Here is a 20,601-nt window from a genome sequence, read left to right as displayed (position 1 = left end):
CGATTGTCACCATCAGGCCGAGCCAAAGGGCTCGGCGTCGTGCAGCGCCGTAGAGCGCGGTCGCGCCACAGGCGCGAGGCGCAAGCACGAGGGAGAATGCCGCTCTTCGGAGCAGAGGCGCGCCGCCTCAAACGTCCTCTACAACCGCGTTGTCGACCGCAGGCTCGCCTTCTGGCGCGAGCTCCTCGTCCAAGTCCAGCGACGGCGAAGGCGTAGGCTTGGGCGCCACCGCCCTCGCCCGCGCCTGGAGCGCCTCGAGCCGCAGGTCGGCCTCGCCTGCCTCCTGCCCCGCCTTGGTCGCCAAGGCCAGGTAGCGTCCGGCCGCGGCTTCCGAACCGAAATACGCAACTTCGCCGGTGAGCCCCTCGGTCGCAGCTGTGTCGACCGCCGCCACCGCAAGCATGTCGAAGCCGCCGCAAAGGTCGAGCCGGACCCAGCTGAAGTTACGACTTAGGGCGTCGTAGCAATTCTGGCTGTAGATCATAGCGCCCGAAAGACCCTCGGCGCCAAGGACCATCGTCAGATGCTGCCGTCCTTTGCGAACACTCGCCAGGCTGAGCGCAGCAATCGGCGCTGGCGCGGGTACCGGCATCGTCTCGATCTGGTTGGTGAGCGTCGGTGAAGCAAAGGACTGCGCAGTTTTGTCCGTCGAGCGCGAGGAGCACATACCAATCGCAAACAGCAGCCCCAGCACGATTGCCGCCGCCACCCAGCCGCTCGCCCCTGTCTTCGCTTGCGCGTTCGCCATCCTCGTCCCCCGCAATACAGGTTATGTAAGCGTCAGGCGGCGATCAACCTGTAATCGCGTACGCTCCTGGCAGCTCTTCCGGTTTTTCTTCCAAGGCCCGCCAAGCTCTTGTGCAAATGCCTCGACCCCGTTTAGCCTGGCCGACGGGGGAGATGTAGGCATGGGGACTATCGCGGAGTTCGCGATCGACGCTGGGGCAAAAGAGATTGCCGCGTGCGCAGTACATTGGCTCGGCGGCTTCACGCCGCACGTACAGGCGACACTGAGCGATACGAGGGTTCGACTTCAATCCGACCAGCATGACCATCCTGACCTGGCAGCAATCTGGGCGGCCGCGCTCGCGAACGAGGTCTCGCACCAGCGCGCGCAGGCGCATCGGGCTGGCGCCTATAGGATGCTGGCGCAATGAGCTTCGTGCCGCTGCGCATGCGCCCGCTTGGCGACGAGCAGGTGCTCTGCGTACACGACACCGGCCGCTTCTTCACGACCACTTCGCCCTTTCTAGAGCGCTTCGCCGCCGACGAGCTTTCGCCCTTCGACCATCGCTTCCTCATCGAAGAAGGCCATGCGCTCGCGCCAGACGACGCGCTCGGTCATGCCGGCTATCTCTATGGCCTTGCAGAGCGGGCGGCGCATGCGGGACCGCTCGACTATCTGATCCTGGTACCGACCCTGCGCTGCAATCTGAGCTGCAGCTATTGCCAGGTGTCGCGCGCGGGGCTCAAGCAGCCCGGCTTCGACTGGAGCGACGAGACGCTCGGCGCGGTGCTCACAATCCTCGACGAACTGCCCGGCGATCGGATCAAGATCGAACTCCAGGGCGGCGAGCCGACGCTGCGGCCAGACCTGATCCGCGCGGTGATCGAGCGGTGCCAGCGCTTTGAAGAACGCCAGTTCGTAATCTGCACCAATCTCCAGCAAATCGATGACAATATCCTTGCGCTGTTCGACAATCCCGAACTCTATATCAGCACCTCGCTCGATGGAGACGCGCTGACCCATCAGCGCCACCGCACCGGCAGCAACAGCGCGACCGACCAGTTCCTGGCGAACCTGCGCTTCGTCCTCGCTCGCTATGGTCCGCACAAGGTTTCGGCCTTGCCGACAGTCGATCCCCGCAACCCGCCCGAAATCGACACGCTGATCGATACCTATGCCGCGCTGGGCTTCGACAGCATCTTCCTGCGACCGATCAATTATCAGGGGTTCGCGCGCAAGCGGCACAGCGATTCGCGCGAGCAGTCGGAGACTTGGCGCGCCTATCACGAGCGCTTTGTCCGGGCGCTGATCGCGCGGAACTGGTCCGACCGTAGCCGCGTGCTCGAGGAGAGCTACACCGGCATCTGCCTGCGACGGATCTTCCAGCCCGGCGTCGACCGCCATGTCGACCTGCGCAACCCCAATCCGCTTGGCCACGATTATGTCGTGATCGACCATGACGGCCTGGTCTATCCCACCGACGAAGCGCGCATGCTGTCGCGCTCGGGCGTGATCGACCTCGCGATCGGGGACGTGCAAACCGGCTGGGCCGGCACCCGCCGCGATTTGCTCAACGCGCACAATTCGAACTATGACGATCCGGCCTGCCAACGCTGTGCCTACCAGCCGTATTGCGGCCGCGATCTGGTCGACGATCTCGCGCGCTATGGCCGCATCGACCGGCCGAGGCTTGAGACCGAGTTCTGCCGCAGGCACCTCCATCTCTTCGATTTCCTGTTCAGCCTGATCTACGAGGACGATCCGGCCGTGCGCTATTCGCTCAGCCGCTGGCTCCGGTTAGACGGCACTCCGCAAGCCTTCGGCGTGGCGCACGCATGATCGAGCTCACGCTGCCCGCACTCGCCGAAGCACCTCTGCCGTTCGTCGCGCGTCTGCGAACGCGCCGTCAGGATGACGCGCATCGGGACGACGCTTTTCTCTGCGACGAGGACGATGCCGGCGTGACGTTTGCTGGCGCGCATGGCCTGCTCGCAATCGACGGCATGGCCTCGGCTGCACTCGATGGCGATGTGGTGCTGGTCCAGCCAGATGGCGGCCGGGTCGAGCGGCTGCTGCGCGCCGGCTCGCCGCATAACACACTGCTGGTTACCGAGCGCTGCGACCAGCTCTGCGTGATGTGCTCGCAGCCACCAAAGAAAACGCATATCGACCGCTTTGCATTGCTCGAGCAAGCGTGCCTGCTCGCGGAGGCCGACAGCGTCATCGGCATCTCGGGAGGCGAGCCGACGCTCTACAAGGGACAATTGCTCTCCCTGATCGAGCGCATAGTGGCCGCGCGCCCCGATCTCGCCTTCCACGTCCTTACCAACGGCCAGCATTTCGAGGCCGCCGACGTCGCGCGACTACGCAACCCGCTTTTCGCCCACGTGCTCTGGGGCATCCCGCTCTATGCTCGCGATCCTGGGCTGCACGACTTGATCGTCGGCAAGACCGGTGCCTTTGCTCGCCTCGAGCAGAGCCTTGCGCATCTGGTAATGAGCGGCGCGCGCATCGAGCTGCGCACGGTGCTGGTCCAGGACAATCTCGCCGAGCTCCCTGCACTCGCTCGCTACGTCACCACGCGACTGCGCTTCCTCCATGCCTGGTCGATCATGCAGCTCGAACATGTCGGCTTCGCGCGCAACCGCTGGGCACAGCTCTATGTCAATCACAGTCGCGACTTCGCGCCGATCGCAGCCGCGCTGGATCACGCCAAGCTGCATGGCATGCCGGCGCGTCTGTTCAACTTCCCGCGCTGCACGGTGCCCGAGCAATACCGGTATCTCGCGGCCGCCTCGATCTCGGATTGGAAGCGAAGATATGTCGAGACGTGCGGGAGCTGCCGAGAACGCGAAGCCTGTACCGGCTTTTTCGAATGGCATCCTGATGCTGCAACCGCGGGAGTACATCCGCTATGAAGCGCACACGCTTCCTAATCCCGAGCCTTGTCGCCGCGGGTTTCGGCGTCCCCACCGACGCGCTCGCGACTACACCCCAGCTCAGCTTGGGCAATGACGATCCGAATAAGGCGACGCTGTTCGACATCTTCAAGCAGGGGCATCTGGTGACCCTCGCCGAACATCGCAGCCACAGCAGTCACCGTAGCCATAGCAGCCATCGCTCCGGGAGCGGCGGCCATTACAGCCATACGAGCCATACCAGTCATCGCTCTAGCACGGGGGGCAGCTATGGCGGATCGTACACGCCGCCGGCATATGAGGCCCCCGAACCGGTCACGCCGCCACCGCCGCGTCGCATCCTGCCGCTGCGGAGTGCCCAACCCGGCGAGGCGACCCCGCCCCCCGCAGATGCCTTGCCGACGCTGAGCGGGCGCACCGAGCGGTTCAAGTCGATCGTCAAGCGCGTCCAGATCGCGTTGCTGGCACAGGGCTATTATCAAGGCGCGATCGACGGGATTGTCGGTCCCGGGATGCGCGCGGCGATCCGCAAGTTCCAGGGCGCCCGCGACCTGCCAGTCACCGGCACGATCACGTCCGAGGTTCTGGATGCGCTACGCGTATCCAGCGAGTGACGGACGGCCACGCCCCCCCCTAGCGGACTGGCCACCATCCCCCATAGAATCAATCGACTCAATCTGAACGAGCGGCAGCTTCCGAGATCAGCAGCTGAGACGCTGAATGACCGGCTTCGGGCGCTTAGCGGCCATGAGCATGAGACTTCGCGCAATGACTGCTTCCCACAATCCGCCGACCCGGATACCCTGATGGACTGAGTGGGGCGGAGAGCCCTCGCACATCGGTCTCGGCCCTTTGCGCGTTAGCAATACACCGCCGCTATGACTGCTTTCGCCCCAAAACGGTCAGATGTTCGCAACAAACCAAACGACAAAAGCGGCCACTGACATCAGCGCTAGAAAAAGGATTGCTCGCACAACCGGTGGGTCCTTTGACGTCAGCTCACCGGGCCAAGGCATGGTAAGCGCCTTCAGGGGAGCGACGAAGGCGGCGGTTGCACCTGCGACACGAAGCCAGTCGAGCATCACCCACTGCCTAGCCATTGCGATCGATTGCGCGTCGGTGATCGTGTCCTTCGGCGAATGCGCGCCGTGATAGTAGAGAGCCGCGTTCATCGGCCAGAAGGCCACGACCGTGAGGATGAGCAACGAAAGAATGCCGAGCGATGGCAGGCACAACAGCCATCGGTAGCGCCATGGCGTCCGCCAACCTGTCGTCAGCGCACCGAAGCCGGCAATGAGCATTGCGGCCGAAAAGGGGATGAAGAAGACGCCCGTGTCGATGGGCCAGGCCTTCCCATACGGCATCATGGCAAGGGAAGCTGGCGGGTTTGTGCTCCACGCTCCGGCCAGAACCACGAGATCGAACAGCTTAGCGCCCAGTAGTGGTCCGCCTACCAACACCGCGAGCCACAGGAACGTGCGCGTTAGAAGTTCTCTCTTCATCATCCCCCCGAGGTCGTCGGCAACATTGCCGTATTTGCACCTATAAGCGGCCTGACGGCAATCCACCCATTGTCGGACGTCCCTATTACCGAAGGTTGGCCTGAAAGCGGGCTGGCAGCTAACGCCCCAAACCCGGTTATTCTGCCCATCCGCTGATCATCCTGAAAGCCGTCTTTTTTGGGCCGGCAGCTAGCGAACTCGTTTCCGCCGACGATACTGAAGCATACACTTGACTAACGCGATTTCTCGTTACATACAGAAGTCGCTACTTCAGTGTTTTGGGAGAGAGATTTTGAACGATCCTGCTGTAACGCACGCCACGTTTGTCCTTGAGCGTAGCTTCAAGGCCAAACCATCAACGGTGTTCGCCGCACTGTCTGATCCCGCCATCAAGCGGGGCTGGTACGCCGAGAGCGAAACGCATGAGGTGATCCGGTTCGACAGCGACTGTCGCCCTGGTGGCGCCGACAATTTGCACTACCGTTTTGGCGAGGGTACGCCCTTCCCCGGCGTGATCCTCGCTAATGATGGCGCGTATCAAGATGTTGTGCCAGACGAACGTATTGTTTCGACCAGTACGATGACACTCGGCGGTCGAGCGATCTCGGTCTCGTTGACGACGTTCGAACTTGTACCGACAGAATTGGGGACCGACCTTATCTGTACGAATCAGGTAGCATTTTTCGCGGGATCCGACGGTCCCGTGATGCGCGAGGAGGGTTGGCGCATTCAGTTCGACAATCTTCGCAAGGCGATCGAAAGCCAGGCATGAGCGCAGGAGTTGATGGGCTATTCCACGCACTCGGCGATCCAACACGGCGCGCAATAGTCGATCACCTGACTACGGGCCCGCTGTCCGTGTCGAGCTTGTCGGAACCGCTCGGGATAACCCTCACCGCCGTTTCGCAACATCTGCGGGTGTTGGAACAGTGCGGAGTGGTCGCGACCGAAAAGCTCGGTCGCGTGCGTGTGGCAAGGCTCGTGCCGGACGGGCTTGTCCCGCTGGAAGCGTGGGCGCGACAGCGGCGTTCGACGCTAGAGCGGCAGCTTGATCGTTTAAGCAAACTGCTCGAGGAGCACTAACGACCGTTGTCGTCATCTGGAGCCAGGCAGCTATCCCGCCTCAGGCTCCAGAAAGCCGACGATCCGCTAACCACCCAAGACTCGACATCGGTGTCGGATCGGCTTGCTCCCGTCGCTGAACGCACGAAATCGGGTGGGAAACGGTCGTCTGCTCTACTTCACGGTGGCGATCGTCGCTTGGCGGGCGATCAGTTGCCAGCCTGCGCTCCGCTTTGCCCAGATATCTGTAAATGGTCGCATGACCTGCTTGCCGGCACCGGGGCCCTTCAGTGGAATCATCGTGTCATATCCCATGACAACCGTGACCTCGGGCTTTTCGCCGATAAAGGTAATATGTTTGTGGAAGTCGCGATATTCGAGGAAGTCTCTTTCCATGACGCCGATAACATCCTCTCGCCGCATAACGGTGTTGTTCGGCGAGTTGACCACAAAATCTTCGGCCCAGATGTCTCTGACAGCTGATGCGTCGTGAGCCATCATCGCTTTTCCAAGTTTACCATATGCTGCGCCGATCTCCGGAGGCATCCGAACACCGGGCGCAAGCTGAGCAAGCGCGGGGTTGGCGAAGGCGATTGCCCCAAGCAGTACAAACTTCTTGAACATGCTCCACCCTCTTCGATCCCAAAACTGGCAGCATGATGCGCCGGATTATTATTAGGTGCAACGGCGGCTTCCGTGGCAGTTGCTGCCATCCACGGAGAGTCTGAACAGAGGGCCGCTTTCGGGATCGACGTCCAATCGCATCAATGGCGGCAGTTGGGCGCTATCCGGACGTTAGCTATCCCGAAATCGGCACATCAGATTGATAGTCGCATCGCTCGTTCCCCGATGACGAAGCAACGCAGCATCTTGGACATAAAAGACGCGCTGATCAGCTATTCGGCGATAAGTTCGCGAATTCGGGACGCTAGCGCTTCCATCGCAAATGGCTTGGTGATGACGTGCATTCCCGCTTCCAGATGGCCGTGGTTAAGCACGGCATTCTCCGCATATCCGGTGATGAACAGAATCTTTAGGTCGGGGCGGCTCGATCGGATGGCGTCGGCGAGTTGGCGTCCGTTCATGCCTGGCAGACCGACGTCCGTCACGAGCAAATCGATATGGCTTTCGGTGGTGAGCAGCTTCAACGCCGATGGGCCGTCCGCCGCCTCCAGGGCATGATACCCGAGATCGGCCAGCGTCTCGGTGACCAGCATCCGGATCGACTCCTCGTCGTCCACGACCAGCACCGTTTCCCCGCCCTCGGCCCGCGGAGCTTGGGAAAGCGTCGCCGGTGCTTCTTCGGGTTCCGCGGCACGCGCGTTGCGCGGCAGATAGATCGTGACCGTCGTACCCGCGTCAGGCGCTGAATGGATACGAACCTGCCCACCGGATTGCCGCGCAAAGCCGTAGATCATCGAAAGGCCAAGGCCGGTACCACTACCAATCGGCTTGGTGGTGAAGAACGGCTCGAACGCTTTAGCGATTACAGCCGGCGACATGCCCGTGCCGGTATCGCTGACCGATAGGCACACATAATCGCCCGGTTCGATATCACGCTCGCGACCAGCCCGCTCGTCGATCCTCCGATCCGTCGTCTCGATCATGATCCTGCCGCCATCGGGCATCGCATCGCGTGCGTTGATGCACAGGTTCAGCAGTGCGTTCTCAAGCTGGCTGGGATCGACCAATGTCGAACCGAGCTCGAGAGCCAGCGAGGTTTCGACGATAACGGACGGCCCCACCGTGCGGCGGATGAGTTCCTCCATGCCCGTGATGAGCACATTGGCGTCGGTCGGACGCGGGTCAAGTGTCTGGCGCCGGCTGAAGGCTAAAAGCCGGTGGGTCAGCGCCGCGGCACGTCGTGACGCGCCCAGCGCCGCATCGACGTATCGATCAACGTCAGCGCTACGACCTTGCTTCAGGCGGAGCTGGATCATTTCCAGGCTGCCGCTGATGCCGGTCAGCAGGTTATTGAAGTCGTGCGCTAGGCCGCCGGTGAGCTGCCCAACCGCCTCCATCTTCTGGCTTTGACGCAGCGCGTCCTCTGTTGCGATGAGTTCGGCCGTGCGCTCGGCGACCTGCCTCTCGAGCGAGGCTGCGAGGTCAGCCAGCTCGCGCTCAGCCCGCCGCCGCTCCGAGGCATCGCGTGTCCGTTCGGCGACCTCACGCACGAAGGCGATATCATCCTCCGACCATTGCCGCGGCGAAGAGTCGTTGACGAAGATCAGGGCGACGAAGCCGCCCTGTTCGGTGAGTGGCATGTTGATGAACGATCGCGCGTTGATCGCTTCCAGCACTGCCGAGGTTTCGGCGGTGCGTGGATCGAGGCGAGAGTCAGCGACTGTCACGGTGTCGCCGCGCTTCAGGTCATCGATGTACGAACCATAGTCGCGGAAGGCGAGCGTGCCCGCAATCGACGACACACCCGGCGCGTTCCAGTCGCGTTCGATCGTGATCGTTTCGTTGGCCGGATCGACGAGGCCGTAACCCGCGCGGCTGACCCCTAGCGTCTGGCCCAAAATCTCGGCGGCCACGAACGAAATGTCCGCGCTTTGATCGAGATCGCGAAACAGGTCATTGAGCTGCGCCAGTGCACTTCGCTTCAGATCGGCGCGTTTGGTGGTGGTGATGTCCATGGATACGCCGGCAACCCGGACAGGTTGATCATCGGCATCAAAGAATGGTTGGCCGCGCGATGACAGCCAATGCATCGACCCGTCCGGCCAATAAATCCGATACTCTTCATTATGCTCGCGGCGAAGGTCGCCGGCGTTCTCCATGCTGGAGATCGCTCGCTGGCGGTCATCGGGGTGGACCGCCGCGACCCGGTCCTCGTAGGTAAACGGCAGTTCGGGATCGCGGCCGAACAACGCCTTGCACTCATCAGACGCGGTGAGCGTCTTGGTGGCAAGCTCGAAGCTCCAGGTCCCGAAGCCGCCCGCCTTCAACGCCAACGCCAGTTCGCGCTCACGCTCCTGCTGCGAGCGTAGCCGGCTCGTCACCTCCGCCATCAAGGCGGTATTGTCGCGCTCGAGGCCGCTCAGGCGGTCGCGTTCCAATGTGACATCGACCTGACTGGCGAAGAAGTAGACAAGCGTCCCGTCCACATCGAACACCGGCGCCATCAGCAAACGATTCCAGAACGCCTCGCCGTCCTTCCGATAATTGCGGATGTCCGTTTCGATCGGCTGGACGTTCCTGACCGCATCGTGGAGCGCTTGCCGTGTCGCCGGATCGGTGTCCGGCCCCTGTAAAAATCGGCAGTTGCGGCCGACGATCTCTTCTCGATCGTAGCCCGTCAGCCGGCAAAAGGAGTCGTTCGCAAATACGACCGGGTTGTCCGGCAGGCGCGGGTTGGTGATGATCATCGGCATCCGCGTCGCATGAACCGCCGCAACGAACGGATCGGTGTGGCGCAGGCCAACGAGTTCGCTCGCGATGCGTTCGTCATCGGCGACGCTCTGCCCCGACCGACCGCTTTCGCTCTTCAAATCTGACAAGGACGACCTTTCATAAGTCCGTGCCGCACCGACACCTGCGAACTCTCATAGGGTCTGCGAAGGATTTGCGCATCCGTTTTTTCGGATCAAACCATGAACATCAATTAGTTGCGACCTAGCTATCGTTTTGAACGAAAACAAAAGTTGCACCTTAACCGTGCGCCGACGGTTGCCTGTGCCGGAGGATCGCGCATGTGTCTTGTCCTGGTGATCGAAGACGAACCACTGATCGCCGACTATGTGGCCGATCTCGCCAGCATGGGTGGCGCAACCTCTGTTGCTGTGGCGATATCCGAAACCGAAGCGATGGAGGCGGCCCGAGCGACCTTACCAGCTGTGATCTTGTCGGACGTCGATCTGAAATCCGAGGGCAGCGGCCCGGCTGCCTGTGCCGCGATACGGGCTGAACTCGGTTCGATTCCCGTCATTTCATCACTGCAAGTCCCGAACAGTGTGACCCGTGCGACTATGCCGCTACGATCCTCGATAAGCATATAACTGCGGATCACATCGTCTCCGTGCTTCGTAGGGTAGCTCCAGCCCCAACTAGCGCTTGAGTCTCACCTAGCGACGATCTGAAGCGGGGTGCGAACCGCGCGAGCGCGTTCGACGCAACCGCCGATGAGAAGTTCGGATTTCGGCAAGAAGAACCGGGACGGGAGCCTCGAACGTGATCCGCAGATGGAGTCGATACTCGCGGCACGTAAGAAGCAACTCGGGATCACGATCGATACCGGCCGTCGGCTCGGAGCCGAGTTGGCGTTCAATCACGGGATCGCTCTCGGAGGGGGGCGTGGGCTTGGACGCTAGGGCGTCGGCCGGCGTCCTCAATATGGCACTTCGGTCCACTCGCCCAGGTGCCCGTGAGTTGCTGTTCTGTCAGTCCTCCGGATCCCTGCAGCTACACCCCAACAGCGGACCCTGATTGTGCGCAGCGTGCCCCTTGGATGACGATTGAGGTATACACGGCGCGCCGGGCTTGGCTTGCCCCGGAAACTGGCGAGAAGCGAAAGGCGTTGCACACGCCGCCGATGGGCGATCTATTGCGATGGGGCGGAATAGTGAACCGGGGGGCGCTATGTGGGACTTTGTGCTCAAGCACGAGATCGGGGTCGGCGATATTATCCAGACGGCGGCCTTCCTCGCCGCGCTCGTAACGGTGATCATTGAAAGCAACCGCTACCGGAGGGGCCAGGTCGAAGCCGCGGCCCAGCGGCGCGAGGACGCCGCCCAGGGACTCGAGGCCCGCAAGATCGAGATCTACCAGCGGCTTGAGATCGAATCGAACCGTGTGTTCGAGTTCGAGGCCCGTCATCCCGAGCTCGTTCCCATGATGAAACGCCGCCTCGCCCCAGTCGCGAAGCTAGGCGATCTCGTCGTCAGGGACGAATATAGCGAAGAGATGAACGCGCGGCAGATCGCGATGATTGCCCGCAAATATTACGAGATGAATTGTAACTTGTTTGAGATCGCGGCGCGCTTGCGCAAATACCGCTTGATCGACGATGATGTGTTCGGGAGCTGGGTGGCCTGGTATTTCGACACCTGTACCGAATGGGGGTTCCGGGCTTTATGGAACGACCTTCGTGACAATTACACCGCCGATCTGCGCGCCATCTTCGATCCGTTGTGCGGCCGCCTTCTGCTAGCATGGGACATCCCCCATGCGTCGCCGGATGCAAATGATCCTTTCACGACGTACGGTCTACCGGACGTGCCGCCCGCGGAGCTGGAGGCGCGGCGCTCCGAATTCTATGTGGAGATCGCGAATCTGTTTGACTGCCCAACCATCGGCGGGTGGATGGCCAAGGTCGCCGCGACCGGACTACCTGCGGAGCATCCCCTCGCCTATAGCTGAGCGATGATTGACTGCCGCTGGGCCACCGCTGACGAATTTCCGTCGCTCGCCACCTTCTTTGCGCGCATCATCGCGCTCGACTCCTCCTATGTAAGTCATGGCGAGATCCAGACCGGTCTAAGCTTGGATGGGGTCGATTGGGCGCCCGACCTTGAGGCCCGTATGGCGGAGGACTTCGCGGCGCTCGGCGTCGAACGCTCGGTGGCGGTCGCGGTAGGCCCGGACGGGGTCGCCGGAGCTGCGATCCTGCTTTGGGAAACCACGCCCCGGGTCTCCTTCATGGTGATCGAAGACCTAGCTGTGGACCCCGGGATGCGATCACACGGCGTGGGGGCGGCACTTGTCGCGTTCGCCGAACAGGAAGGCATCGCACGAGGCATGAAATGGGCCTTCCTTGAGAGCGGTCTGGAGAATGAGGGGGCCCACCGCTTCTTCGAGCGTTACGGCTTCCATCCTATGTCGAAGACTTTCGCGAAACGACTGAGTCCGACACAAGCCTGAGGGACGCTTGTCATCGGCCGACCACTGATTGACCGCCACCATCCAAGGCGGTGATACGTGTGGGACTGCTTTGTGCCCAATCTCAGCCGTTCGACTGGGTTTGGCGCAATCCTGAAAACTGCCGTACATTCGGCCCGTCCAGCGATGGCTGACGGCCGAGATTGGCACATTGCTGCCGTTCACCGGCGACGCGACGAACGGCGAGTCTTATCAAATGCCGACGTTCAGCGATCGCACCTCTGATTTCATTGGCCGACTGAGATTGGGCCGCTAGCGGACTGGCAGCTCTCGCGGCGCAGCGCGCGCGAACGGACAAGAGACGGGGCTGCAGCATGGCGAGTTCTTCCGTCAGACGAAGAGGACATACGCCGCACCGAGCGCGGCGCTGGCGAAAAGGATCGGGAACATCCCGGCCTTGTAGCCGAACACCGCAACCGCAGCGCCGCCGGCGAGAATCAGCGCCGGCAGGTTGAGCGAGGCGAGCACCGGGAGCTCGAACGCCGCGAAACCGAGGCGAACCGGCTGGACCCGGCCGAACAGCGTGTGGATCGCGAACCAGACCGCGAGATTGAGGATCACACCGACCACCGCCGCGGTAATCGCGCCGAGCGCCGCCGACAGCGCCCGGTTGCCGCGCAGCCGTTCGACGAACGGCGCGCCGGCGAAGATCCACAGATAGCAGGGCAGGAACGTCACCCATGTAGTCAGCGTCGCGCCGAGGGTCGCGGCGACCAGCGGCGGCAGCCCGCTCGCATCGCGGAAGGCGGCGAGGAAGCCGACAAACTGGGTCACCATGATCAGCGGCCCCGGCGTGGTCTCGGCAAGCCCGAGTCCGTCGAGCATCTCCCCCGGGGTGACCCAGTGGTAGGTGCCCACCGCTTGTTGGCCGACATAGGCGAGTACCGCATAGGCGCCGCCGAAGGTCACCACCGCCATCTGGCTGAAAAAGCCGGCGATGTGCGAGAAGACGTTGCCCGGCCCGGCGAGCGCGAACAGCAGCGCAACCGGTGCCAGCCACAGGAACAGCAAAAGAGCCGAGATCTTGAGCGACCAGCCGAGATTGGGCCGCGCATGCTCGGGCAGCCCCTCGCCGAGCGCGGTGTCACGGTCCTGGACGATCTCGCCCTTGGACGGGCCGTGTCCGCCGCCGGCCTTGAACGCCGAGATGCCCGCGCGACCGCCGAGATAGCCGGCAAGCGCCGCCAGCAGCACGATCATCGGGAACGGCGCGCCTAGGAAAAAGATCGCGACGAATGCGGCGGCGGCAATGCCGCGCATGACGTTGTTCCTGAGTGTGCGCGAGCCGACCCGCACCACTGCCTGGACGACAACCGCCAGCACGGCTGCCTTGAGCCCGAAGAACAGCCCTTCGATCACCGGCGCATGGCCGAACAGCACATAGATGTAGCTCAGCGCGAGGATCGCGAGGAAGCCGGGCAGCACGAACAGAGCGCCGGCGACCAGCCCGCCTTTGGTCTTGTGGAGCAGCCAGCCGATATAGGCGGCGAGCTGCTGCGCCTCGGGACCCGGCAGCAGCATGCAATAGTTGAGCGCATGGAGGAATCGCTCCTCGCCGATCCACCTTTTCTCCTCGACGAGGATGCGGTGCATCACCGCGATCTGGCCGGCGGGTCCGCCAAAGCTGAGCGCCGCGATCCGCGCCCAGACCGTCACGGCCTCCGCGAAGGAGACGCCGTGGTCACGCGGTGCGGTCGGCGCTTCGGAAGCGATTATGGTGGCCTTCATCGATCGGCCTTTCGGCTGGAGAAGAAAGCGTAGAACTGGTCGAGCGCATCGCTCGCCCGGGCGATGCGCTCGAGATCGTCGTCGCTGGAGGCGCAGACGCCGGAAAGCATCGCCCCGACACCTGCCGTCTCGGGGCGCGCAAACTTGCCGTCGCCGATATCGAGCTCGTGGATGATCTCGCCAAGCGCCGCGAGGCCGGAATCGCCAGTGAGGTTGCCGCGCAGCACGATGGTTTCGAAGCTGCAGCGATCCCCTTCATGGGTGAACTCGGCATCCGCCATGTCGAAGCGCAGTTCGCCGGGCTGGGGTGCGTGCGTCTTGGCATCGACGAAGCGGAAGACCGCTTGCGGATCGACGAAGCGCTGGATCAGCCAGGCACAGGCGATGCGGTCGACATGCACCCCGCGCCGCGTGACCCAAGTCTTGCCGGTAAGGTCGGCCGGGTCAATCGCATCAGCGGGCTCGTGGCGACCAATATCGGGGTGCTGGTAGCGCTGGAGGTCGAGCTCTGCGAGTGCCGCATCTGCGTCCTGGCGGCCATGCGCCCCGAAAAAGTCCAGCGCCCCGACGTCCGCCAGCCGCCGCTGCAGCTTGGCGATGTCCTGGCCACTCGCGGGACCAGTCTCGAGCAGGCGGCGCGCCGCATCGGCGATCTCGGCATAGTCGGCATCGCGGGCGGTATCGAACAGCGCCCGCACCGCGCCGTCGTTCTGCCCCAGCACGAGCCGAGCCTCGAGCAGGGTGGCGTCGCCGCCACTCGCGACGATCTCGGCGAGCAGTTCGCGAAACGCCGCTTCCGCAGTGTCGCTCTTGGGCAGGACGTGGACGGCGTTCTTGAGCGGAACGGCACCGATCCCCTGCAGCCGCCGCCAGATCTTAACCCGCAGATAGGGCGGCTTTGCGGGGAGCTGATGAAGGAGCGCGAGCCACGTTGCCGAATCGTTTGGCGTTATCATGATGCATATGTATCATGTACATCGAATCGAAGGAACACCTATATCGATGGTGCGCACTTGCTTTTACATGTTCGCGTCGCTGACGCTCGCCGGGACGCCGATGCTGTCGTCGATACCAGCGTCGGCCCAGGACGTCGCCGAGGGCCTGAGCGTCACGGGATCGATGCGCCTGCGCTACGAGGCGATCGATGGGCAGGCGCGCGCCGGCTTCAACGAAAGCGATGAACTGGTGAACCTGCGCACCGCGATCCTGGCCGAGTATCGCACGCGGACCGTCCGGCTCGGCGTCGAGCTATACGACAGCCGCGTCTGGGGCGATCGCGCCGAAACCCCCGTCACGACCAACGAAGTGAATGCGCTCGAGCCGATACAGGCCTATGTCGCTGGCGATATCGATGGCGCCTTCGGCAAGGGCACGAAGCTGACGCTGACCGCAGGGCGAATGACGCTCAACCTCGGGGCGCGGCGGCTAGTGGCGGCGGACGATTATCGTAACACCACCAACGGCTATACCGGCATCCGCGCCGAGATCGCCGCGCAGCACGGTTGGAAGGCAACGCTTATCTATACGCTGCCGCAGGTCCGCCTGCCCGACGACGATGCCGGGATCCGCGACGCCCAGGTCCGTCTCGACCGCCAAAGCTTCGATCTGGTCCTCTGGGGTGGTCAGGTCTCGAAGGCCAGGGCGTTCGGGTCAGGGACCGCGGAACTGACCTGGTTCCATCTCGGCGAGCGCGACGGGCCCGGGAATGCCACGCGCGACCGCTCGCTCGATACTTTCGGTGGCCGGATCATGGCTGAACCCCGGGCCGACGGGTTCGACTACGAGGTCGAGGCATTCTACCAGACCGGCCATGCCAGCACGTCCCTGGCACCGACCGCGCCGCGCCAAGCGGTGAGCGCGAGCTTCGTCCATGCCGACGCCGGCTACAGCTTCCGGGGCCCGTGGAAGCCGCGGCTGTCGGTCGAATTCGACCGGGCGAGTGGCGACCGGCTAGGCGGCCGCTACGGCCGATTCGACACGCTGTTCGGCATGCGCCGGGCCGACCTCGCGCCCGCCGGGCTCTATAATGCCGTTGGGCGCGCCAACCTGATGACGATTGGCCTGCGTGTCGAAGCGACCCCGAGCAGGCGGCTCGACTGGTTTGCAGCCTATCGGCCGATGTGGCTTGCCGCCGACCGGGATGGCTTCTCTACCACAGGCGTGCGCGACATGTCGGGCCGCTCGGGCGATTTCGCAGGAAACCAACTCGAGGCGCGGCTGCGCTACTGGCTGATGCCGGCACGCCTGCGCTTCGAGTTCGATGGCGCGCTGCTCGCCAAGGGGCGTTTTCTGCGCGAGGCGCCCAACGCGCCCGCGGGCCGCTGGACGCGCTACGGGTCGTTCAACCTTACGGCGAGCTTCTGATCGACTTCAATCCGCGACCAGCAGTCACCGTCGGCTTTCGCGAGTTTTCACGCACGCACTGAACGGCTGATTTTGGGGCGCAAAGCTGCCATCCCCGCGCCCCCGCGCCCTCCCCGGCAGCGGATCGTCACCCGCCAGGGCCGAGATCCAGCGTAGCTGGAGCTCGGTCGGCGAACAGCGCCGACAGAGCCACGATGCCCGCGCAGCGGGCAGCCGACGCACGCCTCTCCCGCTGCACCCACCCCCTGTCCGATCTGCCAACGCCCCCCATCCCAGACCCTGCCATCATGACCTCAGCCAAGGGACGCCAGCCGCCTTCGACGGATTCGCCAGGCAGGACTTTATTCTTGAACTCCCGCATCGTAGCCCGGAGCGATTCGTTGAGGTCGTCCAAGGAGAGCATGATCATGGCGACCACCCCGCAGAACGAAGAACCCGGCTTCGAGCACGACCAGAACGAGCTTCCCGAGGATCACGGCAGCACGTCCGAGACGACCCTCGAGGATGGCCCCGAGGAAGAGGACGCCGCCGATATGGAGGATGTCCAGGAAGAAACCGCCGAGGAGCGCAAGGAAGGCGGCTACCAGTAAGAAGCTTCTGTCCCGCCACGCCTATTCATGGCGGGACAACCTCTCATCGTCGCCCCGATACGCGCATTCTTGCGGCCGGCCCAAGCGATCCCTGCCCCAGTCGCGTCGACCGGCACCTGTTCCGAACCGTCCCCAGGCCTGGCGTTCCCGCCGTCAGACCTGCCGCATGCCCCCATCGACGCATAGTTCCGCCCCGGTGACGAAGCTTGCGGCATCGCTCAGCAGAAACACCGCCGCGGCGGCGACCTCCTCGGCCCGAGCCATGCGGCCGAGCGGGATCGGTGCGATCAGCATCTGTCGCATCTCTTCGGAGACGGCCGCCATCATGTCCGTGTCGGTCGGTCCCGGCGCCACGACATTGACGCGGATCCGGCGCGGCGCGAGTTCGGCCGCCCAGCTGCGCGCATAGGACCGCAGGGACGCCTTGGTCGCCGCATAGGTGCTGAACGGCGACACCCCCATCACGTCCGCGATCGACCCGACCAATACCACCGAGGCCCCGTCGCTGAGCACCGGCAAGGCTGCCTGGATGCCGAAAAGCGCGCTGCGGACGTTGACGGCGAAATGCAGATCGAAATGCTCTGCCGTCTCCTCGGGAATCGTCGCAGGCTCCGACAAGCCGGCGTTCAGCACCAGGGCGTCGATACGACCGTGCGCCCGCTGCGCCTCCCGCATGACCCGTTGCAGGTCGACTTGAGACGCGGCATCAGCCTCAATTCCCAGTGCCAAGGAACCAATGCTTCCAGCGGCGGCAGCGACCTCCTGCTGCCTGCGCCCCGTCAGCAGCACGGTAGCGCCTTCCTCTGCGAGCGCGCGGGCGGTCGCGAGGCCGATCCCCTTGGCTCCGCCTATGACCACCGCGACCTTGCCCGTCATTCTTCCCATCGTCCGTCCTTCCATTTCAAGACGGAGGACCAGATATACAACGCATATCTGATAACAAGAACGCACCTGGAGTAGCGTAGATATGGCCGACGATACCGACCTAGAGGCACTGTCCTGCAGGGCCATGATGGACGTCCCCCGCATCCGCCCGGTGCTGGACAAGATCGCGGACAAATGGACGATCATGATCCTCACCGTCCTGTGCCCCGAGCCCGCGCGCTTCAACGCGATCAAGCGGCGGCTCGACGGCATCACCCACAAGTCGCTGGCCGACGCGCTGAAGCGGCTCGAGCGCAACGGACTGATCACCAGGACCGTTTTTCCGACCAGCCCGATTGCCGTCGAATATGCGATAACGCCGCTGGGCCATTCGCTTCGCGGTCCATTCGAAGCGCTCTGTTCATGGGCGCTGGAGAACGAGCAGGCATTCGCCGCGGCCGCCAAAGCCTATGATGAAGCGTGTCCCTGAACGCTATCTGCGTCGAACGGCTCGATCGTCCTGCCGGCTCACGTTCCTTCCCCACTCACCGGCTGCGCTCGTGACCGGCGGCAAAAAGCGGGGCCGGAACCAGACTGTCCGGCTCAGGGCGCCGCACATGGCGGAAGCGGATGCGAGCGGCGAGCGGCAGATTGCGGTGAGAGCGATCTCAGTCGCGCTGCGCGAGCGACAGCGAAATGGCTCAGAATCGCCCCGACGAAACTACGCTAAGGACAGTAGCCCAGACGCTCGTTTCGCCTTGTCGAGAAAGGTCGGATAAAGAATATTAAGCGTGGCGCCGGGGGGGATCGGCACCGATACAAAGGGGGTGGTATGCGGCTGTTGGTCCTGGCGCTCGCGGCGGCTGCCTCGGTCAGTCAAACCCAGAGTCCGACGCCCAAGGCAGCACCGCCTGACTGGGACCTGAGCGCACTTTACCCAAGCGCGGATGCCGCAGCCAAGGACCGAGCGGAGATCGAGGCTGAAATGCCCGGTCTTGCCCGGTGGAAGGGCACGCTCGTCGACGCCCAGTCGATCCGAGACGCGCTGGCGGCGAGATCCGCGCTCCGCATGCGGCTTGCGCGCTACTATGCGTGGGCGATGTTGCGCGTAAGCCGCGACGGAAGCGATGAGGCGGCCGGTGCGGACCTGGCGGCAGCGACCGACCTGTCCTCCAATATCGAGACAACGGCCGCATTTATCGAGCCCGAATTGGTTGCGCTCGGCAACGCGCGGCTGGCGGAACTCGCGCGAAACGAACAGCTCGCTGCCTACGCCAAAACGCTGACGCTTCTACGGATCCGGGCGAGTCACGTGCTGCCGACCGCCCAGGAAGAGCTGGTTACCAGTGTACAGCCGCTGCTGCGCCAGCCGGCGAGCGTGCGCGATACGCTGTTCAACGTCGAGCTGCCCTATCCCACCATTACCGCCGAGGGCGAACCTCGCCGGCTCGTACCGGGCGCGCTGAGGCGGTCGCTGACCGATCCGGACCGGGCAACGCGCAAGGCCGCATGGCACGCATTCACGACCACGCAGGACAGCTTCAAGCTCACGCAAGCGGCCCTATTGTCGAGCTACCTGTCCGGACTGGCCTGGGAGGCGAAGAAGCGCGGCTGGGCCAGCCAGACCGAGATGGTGACGGCATCCGACCCGGTGCCGGCGGCGGCCTTCTCCGCCTTGAGCGCGGAAGCGGAGCGCGCGGTGCGCGGGCCGCTGACACGTTATGTCGCGCTCAAGGCCCGTGCGCTTCACCTCCCCGCGCTCGCGACCTACGACTTGGGGGCGCCGATCGCTCCCGACACGCGCCACTACACGATCGACGATGCCAAGGCGTTGACGCTCGCGGCGGTGGCGCCAATGGGACAAGAGTATCAGCAGCGCCTGGCACGCGGGTTTGCGGGGAAGTGGATCGACTGGCATCCAGGACCAACCAAAGCGCCTGGCGGCCTCACTCTCTACGGCGTGGCGAGCGTGCCAGCCTATATCTCGATCAGCTACTCCGAGGACGCGCCCGGCTTAGCGATCTTCGCCCACGAATGGGGGCATTGGCTGCACTGGGACTATGCCCGCGAGGCGAACCGGCCATATGAGACGCTGGCGCCCGAAACCACGACCAACGACCTGATCACCTTCGTTCACGAGATGCTGGTCACGGACGCCGAGATCGCGCGGGCAAAGACTTCGGCCGAGCGTATAGCTGCGCTGACCACCGCGATAGATGCGCTGCGCAGTCCCTATATCGGCGTGGTGGCCCAAGCCGCGTTCGACCTGGCGGTGCGCGATGCGGCCGACAAGGGGCGCGCTTTGACGCCCGAAGCCATCAGCAAACTCTACTGCGACGCTCGCGACCGCTTCTCGCCATCGACGATCCAGCGCGGCGAGCATGACTGCCTGGGCTGGGTGACGGAGCCTTACGTCTATTACGACATGTATTTCTACCGCTACCTCCTGGCGACCAGCGCCGCCGCCTGGTTTGCCGAGCGGATCGCCGCTGGCGACCATCAAGCCGCGGATCGTCTGAAAGACCTGATGCGTGCGGGTGGTTCCAAAGACGGCCCGGCCCTTCTCAAACAGGCGGACTTCGATGTAGCGGACCCGTCGGGGTATGCTGCGATGACCAGACGGATAGAGCGCCTCACCGCGGCTTTGGAGCGGGAAGTGAAACGGACGCAACCGACCCGCTAAAAGCTTGGCTCGCTGGAGCTGGGGATGAGATGCATGCCATTCACCGGCACTTCCGAGGGTCAGCAAAGTCCGCCTGCGGGCACCCGCGTTACTCCCGCCGTTGACCGATCTGGGGCCCCGACCCGACAGGCAAAATTGCTCTCAAAGCGGTCCGGCTGCTCATCGGCCGAAAGCGGTCCGGCAGCTTTCAGGCGGGGCCACGCGGAAAGTTGCCGTCTATTTGAAGTCAGGTTCGCACCTTTATTCATCCCTTCAAGACCACCCTTCCCGTCCATTTGCGGGC

At 63.6% G+C, this 20,601-nt stretch carries 20 protein-coding genes; 13 read left to right on the top strand and 7 right to left on the bottom strand.

Annotated features, from left to right (window positions below; all coding sequences use genetic code 11):
- Positions 1 to 127: 127 nt before the first annotated feature.
- The gene (locus RZN05_RS02485; protein ID WP_317225042.1) at positions 128 to 748 is read right to left on the bottom strand and encodes a hypothetical protein; all 621 of its coding nucleotides are present in this window, start codon (positions 746 to 748) and stop codon (positions 128 to 130) included.
- A 160-nt stretch (positions 749 to 908) separates the two neighbouring features.
- Between RZN05_RS02485 and RZN05_RS02480 the strand changes: the two genes are divergently transcribed.
- The 4 genes from RZN05_RS02480 to RZN05_RS02465 are packed head-to-tail and all read left to right on the top strand — an operon-like array spanning position 909 to position 4,259.
- A complete protein-coding gene (locus RZN05_RS02480; protein WP_317225041.1) occupies positions 909 to 1,157 on the top strand; it encodes a hypothetical protein in 249 nt (82 codons plus the stop codon).
- Positions 1,154 to 2,566, top strand: a complete 1,413-nt coding sequence (gene hxsB, locus RZN05_RS02475) for a His-Xaa-Ser system radical SAM maturase HxsB (protein WP_317225040.1) — start codon at positions 1,154 to 1,156, stop codon at positions 2,564 to 2,566. The genes RZN05_RS02480 and hxsB overlap by 4 nt, the downstream gene beginning before the upstream one ends.
- The gene (gene hxsC, locus RZN05_RS02470) at positions 2,563 to 3,645 is read left to right on the top strand and encodes a His-Xaa-Ser system radical SAM maturase HxsC (RefSeq protein ID WP_317225039.1); all 1,083 of its coding nucleotides are present in this window, start codon (positions 2,563 to 2,565) and stop codon (positions 3,643 to 3,645) included. Before hxsB ends, hxsC begins: the two co-directional genes overlap by 4 nt.
- Positions 3,642 to 4,259 carry a peptidoglycan-binding protein gene (locus tag RZN05_RS02465; protein ID WP_317225038.1) on the top strand — a complete coding sequence of 206 codons (618 nt, stop codon included), beginning with the start codon at positions 3,642 to 3,644 and terminating at the stop codon, positions 4,257 to 4,259. Before hxsC ends, RZN05_RS02465 begins: the two co-directional genes overlap by 4 nt.
- 288 nt (positions 4,260 to 4,547) lie before the next feature.
- Here RZN05_RS02465 and RZN05_RS02460 read toward each other — a convergent pair whose 3' ends face one another.
- Entirely contained in the window at positions 4,548 to 5,150 is a 603-nt protein-coding gene (locus RZN05_RS02460; RefSeq protein ID WP_317225037.1) for a DUF1772 domain-containing protein, read from the bottom strand.
- Between the two features lie 289 nt (positions 5,151 to 5,439).
- Here RZN05_RS02460 and RZN05_RS02455 point away from each other — a divergent pair, with 289 nt between their 5' ends.
- Both RZN05_RS02455 and RZN05_RS20635 read left to right on the top strand, forming a co-directional pair.
- Entirely contained in the window at positions 5,440 to 5,919 is a 480-nt protein-coding gene (locus tag RZN05_RS02455; RefSeq protein ID WP_317225036.1) for an SRPBCC family protein, read from the top strand.
- Complete coding sequence (locus RZN05_RS20635; RefSeq protein WP_394804772.1) at positions 5,916 to 6,230, top strand: ArsR/SmtB family transcription factor; 315 nt, start codon at positions 5,916 to 5,918, stop codon at positions 6,228 to 6,230. The genes RZN05_RS02455 and RZN05_RS20635 overlap by 4 nt, the downstream gene beginning before the upstream one ends.
- 153 nt (positions 6,231 to 6,383) lie before the next feature.
- Here the strand turns inward: RZN05_RS20635 and RZN05_RS02450 are convergent, their stop codons facing one another.
- Both RZN05_RS02450 and RZN05_RS02445 read right to left on the bottom strand, forming a co-directional pair.
- Positions 6,384 to 6,833, bottom strand: coding sequence for a nuclear transport factor 2 family protein (locus tag RZN05_RS02450; protein ID WP_317225035.1), 450 nt, complete (start codon positions 6,831 to 6,833; stop codon positions 6,384 to 6,386).
- Positions 6,834 to 7,105: 272 nt separating this feature from the next.
- Complete coding sequence (locus RZN05_RS02445; protein WP_317225034.1) at positions 7,106 to 9,703, bottom strand: PAS domain-containing protein; 2,598 nt, start codon at positions 9,701 to 9,703, stop codon at positions 7,106 to 7,108.
- 216 nt (positions 9,704 to 9,919) lie between these two features.
- On the opposite strand from RZN05_RS02445, the gene RZN05_RS02440 reads away from it, so the two are divergent.
- From RZN05_RS02440 to RZN05_RS02430, 3 genes are all read left to right on the top strand, one after another.
- Positions 9,920 to 10,210 (top strand): response regulator transcription factor, encoded by a 291-nt coding sequence (locus RZN05_RS02440; protein WP_317225033.1) that lies wholly within the window; start codon positions 9,920 to 9,922, stop codon positions 10,208 to 10,210.
- A gap of 580 nt (positions 10,211 to 10,790) precedes the next feature.
- A complete protein-coding gene (locus RZN05_RS02435; protein ID WP_317225032.1) occupies positions 10,791 to 11,570 on the top strand; it encodes a hypothetical protein in 780 nt (259 codons plus the stop codon).
- Between the two features lie 3 nt (positions 11,571 to 11,573).
- Positions 11,574 to 12,071, top strand: coding sequence for a GNAT family N-acetyltransferase (locus RZN05_RS02430; RefSeq protein WP_317225031.1), 498 nt, complete (start codon positions 11,574 to 11,576; stop codon positions 12,069 to 12,071).
- A gap of 348 nt (positions 12,072 to 12,419) precedes the next feature.
- Here the strand turns inward: RZN05_RS02430 and chrA are convergent, their stop codons facing one another.
- Positions 12,420 to 13,817: a chromate efflux transporter gene (chrA, locus tag RZN05_RS02425; protein ID WP_317225030.1), complete on the bottom strand. Its 1,398-nt coding sequence runs from the start codon at positions 13,815 to 13,817 to the stop codon at positions 12,420 to 12,422.
- Positions 13,814 to 14,773: a chromate resistance protein ChrB domain-containing protein gene (locus RZN05_RS02420; RefSeq protein ID WP_317225029.1), complete on the bottom strand. Its 960-nt coding sequence runs from the start codon at positions 14,771 to 14,773 to the stop codon at positions 13,814 to 13,816. Before RZN05_RS02420 ends, chrA begins: the two co-directional genes overlap by 4 nt.
- 46 nt (positions 14,774 to 14,819) lie before the next feature.
- On the opposite strand from RZN05_RS02420, the gene RZN05_RS02415 reads away from it, so the two are divergent.
- Both RZN05_RS02415 and RZN05_RS02410 read left to right on the top strand, forming a co-directional pair.
- The gene (locus tag RZN05_RS02415) at positions 14,820 to 16,181 is read left to right on the top strand and encodes an alginate export family protein (protein WP_317225028.1); all 1,362 of its coding nucleotides are present in this window, start codon (positions 14,820 to 14,822) and stop codon (positions 16,179 to 16,181) included.
- Positions 16,182 to 16,588: 407 nt separating this feature from the next.
- Complete coding sequence (locus tag RZN05_RS02410) at positions 16,589 to 16,771, top strand: hypothetical protein (protein WP_317225027.1); 183 nt, start codon at positions 16,589 to 16,591, stop codon at positions 16,769 to 16,771.
- Positions 16,772 to 16,924: 153 nt separating this feature from the next.
- Here RZN05_RS02410 and RZN05_RS02405 read toward each other — a convergent pair whose 3' ends face one another.
- The gene (locus RZN05_RS02405; RefSeq protein ID WP_317225026.1) at positions 16,925 to 17,647 is read right to left on the bottom strand and encodes an SDR family NAD(P)-dependent oxidoreductase; all 723 of its coding nucleotides are present in this window, start codon (positions 17,645 to 17,647) and stop codon (positions 16,925 to 16,927) included.
- Positions 17,648 to 17,738: 91 nt separating this feature from the next.
- Here RZN05_RS02405 and RZN05_RS02400 point away from each other — a divergent pair, with 91 nt between their 5' ends.
- Positions 17,739 to 18,125 (top strand): winged helix-turn-helix transcriptional regulator, encoded by a 387-nt coding sequence (locus tag RZN05_RS02400; RefSeq protein ID WP_317225025.1) that lies wholly within the window; start codon positions 17,739 to 17,741, stop codon positions 18,123 to 18,125.
- 342 nt (positions 18,126 to 18,467) lie between these two features.
- On the top strand, positions 18,468 to 20,318 hold the full coding sequence (locus tag RZN05_RS02395; RefSeq protein ID WP_317225024.1) for a M3 family metallopeptidase: 1,851 nt from the start codon (positions 18,468 to 18,470) through the stop codon (positions 20,316 to 20,318).
- Positions 20,319 to 20,601 lie beyond the last annotated feature (283 nt).

It is taken from the genome of Sphingomonas sp. HF-S4 (genome assembly GCF_032911445.1).
Lineage (GTDB): Bacteria > Pseudomonadota > Alphaproteobacteria > Sphingomonadales > Sphingomonadaceae > Sphingomonas > Sphingomonas agrestis.
This window is presented reverse-complemented; position numbering and strand designations above follow the sequence as displayed.

Bases quoted from the DNA above. Each gene is read 5' to 3' on its own strand.
- RZN05_RS02485 (WP_317225042.1), bottom strand. From the start codon at position 748: ATGGCGAACGCGCAAGCGAAGACAGGGGCGAGCGGCTGGGTGGCGGCG.
- RZN05_RS02480 (WP_317225041.1), top strand. From the start codon at position 909: ATGGGGACTATCGCGGAGTTCGCGATCGACGCTGGGGCAAAAGAGATT.
- hxsB (WP_317225040.1), top strand. From the start codon at position 1,154: ATGAGCTTCGTGCCGCTGCGCATGCGCCCGCTTGGCGACGAGCAGGTG.
- hxsC (WP_317225039.1), top strand. From the start codon at position 2,563: ATGATCGAGCTCACGCTGCCCGCACTCGCCGAAGCACCTCTGCCGTTC.
- RZN05_RS02465 (WP_317225038.1), top strand. From the start codon at position 3,642: ATGAAGCGCACACGCTTCCTAATCCCGAGCCTTGTCGCCGCGGGTTTC.
- RZN05_RS02460 (WP_317225037.1), bottom strand. From the start codon at position 5,150: ATGATGAAGAGAGAACTTCTAACGCGCACGTTCCTGTGGCTCGCGGTG.
- RZN05_RS20635 (WP_394804772.1), top strand. From the start codon at position 5,916: ATGAGCGCAGGAGTTGATGGGCTATTCCACGCACTCGGCGATCCAACA.
- RZN05_RS02450 (WP_317225035.1), bottom strand. From the start codon at position 6,833: ATGTTCAAGAAGTTTGTACTGCTTGGGGCAATCGCCTTCGCCAACCCC.
- RZN05_RS02435 (WP_317225032.1), top strand. From the start codon at position 10,791: ATGTGGGACTTTGTGCTCAAGCACGAGATCGGGGTCGGCGATATTATC.
- RZN05_RS02430 (WP_317225031.1), top strand. From the start codon at position 11,574: ATGATTGACTGCCGCTGGGCCACCGCTGACGAATTTCCGTCGCTCGCC.
- chrA (WP_317225030.1), bottom strand. From the start codon at position 13,817: ATGAAGGCCACCATAATCGCTTCCGAAGCGCCGACCGCACCGCGTGAC.
- RZN05_RS02420 (WP_317225029.1), bottom strand. From the start codon at position 14,773: ATGATAACGCCAAACGATTCGGCAACGTGGCTCGCGCTCCTTCATCAG.
- RZN05_RS02415 (WP_317225028.1), top strand. From the start codon at position 14,820: ATGGTGCGCACTTGCTTTTACATGTTCGCGTCGCTGACGCTCGCCGGG.
- RZN05_RS02410 (WP_317225027.1), top strand. From the start codon at position 16,589: ATGGCGACCACCCCGCAGAACGAAGAACCCGGCTTCGAGCACGACCAG.
- RZN05_RS02405 (WP_317225026.1), bottom strand. From the start codon at position 17,647: ATGACGGGCAAGGTCGCGGTGGTCATAGGCGGAGCCAAGGGGATCGGC.
- RZN05_RS02400 (WP_317225025.1), top strand. From the start codon at position 17,739: ATGGCCGACGATACCGACCTAGAGGCACTGTCCTGCAGGGCCATGATG.
- RZN05_RS02395 (WP_317225024.1), top strand. From the start codon at position 18,468: ATGCGGCTGTTGGTCCTGGCGCTCGCGGCGGCTGCCTCGGTCAGTCAA.